The organism is Microvirga sp. P4_G7 (assembly GCF_056401005.1).
This window is the reverse complement of record NZ_JBFUKD010000279.1, coordinates 1-4,560: the sequence shown is the minus strand read 5'-3', so window position 1 is coordinate 4,560 and position 4,560 is coordinate 1. Positions and strand designations below refer to the sequence as shown.

The following is a 4,560-nucleotide window of genomic DNA, read 5'->3' as shown; positions in this document are numbered from 1 at the left end:
TACTGGCGCAGCGTCTTGACGCCGCCAGCAAAAATCTCCTCCTCGGAAACGATTTTGGTGAGATTCACATAGACCCGGGTCCGCTCGTTCCACGGTTCGGCGTTGAAGACATCCTTCTCGTAAAGCGTGCGGTCGTTATCGTCCTTGACGTGTTCGTGCCAGTAGAGGACGCCGTCGGCGTCGGTGCGCTTCTCATCGCGCTTCCAATCGATGGCCCCGCTGTAATCCCATTTCCGCTCGATGGCGGCGTCGTTCTCCCAGGTTTCTTTCTGCCACGTCTTGTCGCCGTTGGCTAAGGCGTCGGTCTCCTGGAGGCGCCAGGTGTTGCCGGAATAGTCCCAGGCCTTCGTCTTGGTGGAATTGCCCGTGAAGACCGTCTGCTCCCATTTGTCCTGTTCGAGGTGGTTCTTGTGGAGGACGGTTGAGAGCCAAACGATTCCGGCCGGATTCCATTTCGAGGTGACGCTCGACAGGTCGTTGGCCGCCGAATAGTTGTGATGAAAATTCGTCTGCGAGAAAACCGTGACGCCGGAGGCGTCCGTCAGGGTCTCACGGCGCTCCCAATTGTCGGCAGGGTTGCCTGGGTAGCCTTCGTCGTAATCCTTCTCGACGATGCGCTGGGAATTGTCGTCGTAGTTCGTGGTGACCTTGATCACGCGGATCTGGCTGTCATAGATCGTCTTGCGATACTTCCAATCGACGATTTCCTTGGGGGCGTAGTCCCATTCGCGCAAGGCGAGCGGCTTGAGATCCGCGTCGAAATCCTCCTGCTTGGCGACCTCACTGGGTCCATACACCGCATCGGAGGCGTTGTAGGTGGTCTTGCGGTAATCGAGCGGTGTGGTGGGGTCCTGATCCCATTCGTGGATGGTCTTGGTGCCGTTGTCGTTGAAGTCGGTCTGCGCGACCAGCTCCCCGCTCGTGTCGTATTGCTGGATGTAGGAATCCCATGTCTCGGTACCCGCGCGGTCCCAGGCGTAACTGGTGCGCGAACCATCGGCGTGGAACACCGTCTCGCTGGTCTTCAAGCCGTCGACGTTGCGATGGGTGATGGTGGCGTCCCATTTCCCGGGTCCGGTCGGGACCCAGGCGATCGTGGTGCGCGAACCATCGGCATTCTCGATATCCCAGGCAGTTTCGGAATCTGTGCCGACGATGTAGTTGAGTTGCGACACGTTCAGGTCACCGTCCGCGAAACGAAACACCTCGATATTGGCGAGATCGGTGCCGTCAGGCGAACCTGTGCGCAAGTCCCTGATGGAGAAACGCCCGATCGCCGCGTTGTAGCGGATCTCGTAGTCCGAGCGGTTGCCGGAGAGCACGATCGTGTCGGAGCCGTCGCCACCGTCGAGGAAGTCCACTCCCGGTCCCCCGATCACCGTGTCGTTGCCGGCGCCGCCGAAGATCTGGTCGTGGCCTTCTCCGCCATCGAGGAGATCCGCCCCATCGCCGCCCATGAGCATGTCGTCGCCAAGGCCGCCGAGAAGCGTGTCGTTCCCGGCCTCGCCACTCGTGACGTCGTTGCCGGAACCTCCGATCAGGTTATCGTTGCCCGCACCTCCGTTGATGGTGTCCGCATCAGAGCCACCATCCAACAGGTCGTCGCCATTGCCGCCCGACAATTGATCCGCACCCGATCCACCCAACAGGGCGTCGTTACCGTCGCCGCCACCCATCATGTCGCGGCCGGCTTCTCCGGAGAGGTGATCGTCGCCCTCGGCTCCCTGCAGGTTGTCCTCACCCGAACCGCCGATCAGGATGTCGCGACCCTGACCACCGTGGAGCGAGTCGTTGCCTTCCCCGCCAGTGAGAGTGTCGTCGCCATCCACACCCACGAGGGAGTCATTTCCGGTCCCGCCATCGAGGGCATCGTTTCCGGCGCCACCATCGAGATAATCGGCGCCGGCAACGCCGTATAACTGGTCGTTGCCGTCGTCACCGCGCACGGTATCGTTGCCCGTGCCACCATGAAGAACATCGTCGCCCGATCCGCCAGCGAGCGTATCGTCGCCGTCTTCGCCATGAAGACGGTCGTTGCCGGCATCGCCGTCGATGAGATCGGCCCCATTGCCTCCGCCGAGCGCATCATTGCCGTCGCCGCCCTCGAGGGCGTCCCGATCATCGCCACCATTGAGCGTGTCGTCACCGGCATTGCCGAACAAATCGTCGCGGCCATTGCCGCCTTGCAGCGTGTCGTTCCCATCATCTCCGCGCAGCACATCGTGGCCTTCGCCACCGAGCAGGAGATCCTTTCCATCGCCGCCATTCAGCGTATCGTTGCCGTCCTTGCCCTCGATCGTGTCGTTGCCGCCGAGGCCCTTCAGGAGGTTCGCGAGCGCATCACCGACGATGAGGTTGTTGGCGCCATTGCCTGTTCCGTTCTCAGCCGCCTCCATCAACCGCAGCCGATTGCTGGCGCTCGTGAGGGTGTGCGATTTGGCGTAGCTGTGAATCTCGGTGGTGCCGTTTTTGAGGATGAGGCGTGCATATGTTACGGTGCCGTCCTTCGTGAAGAAGGATTTCTTCGACTTGAAAGTGCGCTTTTCGAGATCGAAGTCGTACTGCCAGAACCACCCTGAGCCGTCCTTGGTGACGAAGGTCTGACTCTCCAAGAAACCGGAATCGTTGTATTGGTCGAGTGCGCGCTCTCCGTTGGCGGTTCGCTGGTAGTTGATGCGCAGGATTTGATTCACGGTCACGGTCTGCGATAGCAACTCTCCGTTCGCCGCAATGTGTTCGACGCTCTCCTGCATGCCGCCACCCGCCAACGCCGTCTTGATCTCCTGGCGCTTGCTGCCATCGTCGAGAACCACAGTCTCGCCAAGTGCGAGAAGGTCTTTGTCCTTCACTGTCGCGAAGGTTTGCCGCTTTTCCCCGTTGGTTTCCGAGAATACGGTTCCGTCCGGATTGCGGGTGACGGTCAATGGCCCGACCGTCGTAACGATTGGTTCTTTCCCTGTCGGACTTGGTTCCTGGTTCTCCGGTCGATCGCCTGCCGACAGATTTTCGCCGCCGCTTGGCGGCGCAGTTCCCGGAACGCCATCCCCATCATTTGGGTCGTCATGTTCCGGCGCGTTGTTGACGTCGGGCGTGTGGCCGCCTTGCCCGCCGCCCGAACCCGTGCCGGGTTTGCTATCGGGGCCCTTGTAAGGCTGACCCGTCATCTTCGATATAGCTCTTCCGGCAATCTGTTCTCCAAGGCCGTACCGGTCTTCCTCGCTTGCCCATTGCGGTTTCGCGGAAGAGTGGGGGTTGTTGCGCTGCGCTTGCTCAGAGTGCTGTCGGGCCGCTCTCGCACCCGACTCGACCGATTGCATACCCCCGAGGATCGCCTCGGCCGTCTTCAGATCGCCCGCGGCAATCGCTTCATGATAGGCACCGACCATCGCCGCGGCGTGTTGTTCGAAGTCCTTTTGCGCGAATGGCTCGCTGGACCATGAAGCCGATCCGACGGCGTCATATCCGAATTGCTCCGCCATGTCGCTGATCGCAACGCCCATATAGGCGTCGTTCTTCATCATGACGGAAAGGTTGAGGTAGTTCTGAAGCGAATCGTTGTGGACCCGAAAACCGCCAGCGATGTAGTTGTGAAAGTCTTCGACCTCGAAATTGTAAGAGCGCCATCCGCTTCGGATCTGCGGCTTCAACGTGATATTGCCATTGCTCTCCGCAACGACATATTCAGCCTCTTCATAAAGGCGCCGTGTCTCATCGCAGAACTGCACGCGTTCCGCCGTAACACAAACGAGCTCGCCGTCTTTTTGCACGATCATACCGCGACGCTCGAGTATCGCGTCAATCCGCTCGTACTGATTGAGTTCATTGAGGAAGCGGTGGCCGCTTGTCACGATCAAGCCGCAGGAGAGCAGTAGCCATTCAGTGGTGATGCCGCGGAACAAACGCGCCACGCGTCCGAACGTGGGTTCGCCCCTGTGTCCGATGACATGGACGATATCGCCCTCGCGGATTTCTTCAATTGGGCGGGGCCCCTCAATCGTATCGATCAAAACTCCGCGCGGGAAGCAATGGCTCGTGATCTGATCGAATATCTCCTTTGCTTTTTGTTCGAGGCCTTTAATTTTACGGATTTCATCGGGGGTTAGGCCTCTTTTTAGGGCCTCGAAAATCTCTTTTAAGGTGGGATCTACGGTTTGACCAAAGCCACCAAGTATCGTGACCGCATATCCGCGAGGAGCCAAAACGTGATTTATTACCTTTACTGGAGATCCAATAAGTTTCCCGCCCGGCACACCCATCATGGGATTGTGCCCGGTTATTGCAACGTAGGCGCCGCCCCATTCCAAGGGTCCCAATCCAGATCCGACGGAGAATGATCGGACCGAGGCGCCATAGCCTCCAATTTGAAAGGAATTAACCTCCCAACTGCCTGTGGTCGGGTTTTGGGCATAGACATGCGCTGTGGCAGGGGCCGTCCAGCCATAAAGACCGTCGGTTTGCCCGATTGACACAATAATGTCCGTGGAACCTCGTGCAGAAAAATTAACCACAGCGTAGTCGGTTCCAAAATACCCAGTTTCTTTTAGATGCTCACCCCATGAC

1 protein-coding gene is annotated in these 4,560 nt (G+C 59.1%); it reads right to left on the bottom strand.

All coding sequences use genetic code 11. The features are described 5' to 3' along the window. Positions 1 to 3,908 (bottom strand): hypothetical protein (locus tag AC1DT3_RS12770; RefSeq protein WP_477465626.1); only part of this gene is annotated, 3,908 nt, incomplete at its 3' end. Positions 3,909 to 4,560: the final 652 nt, after the last annotated feature.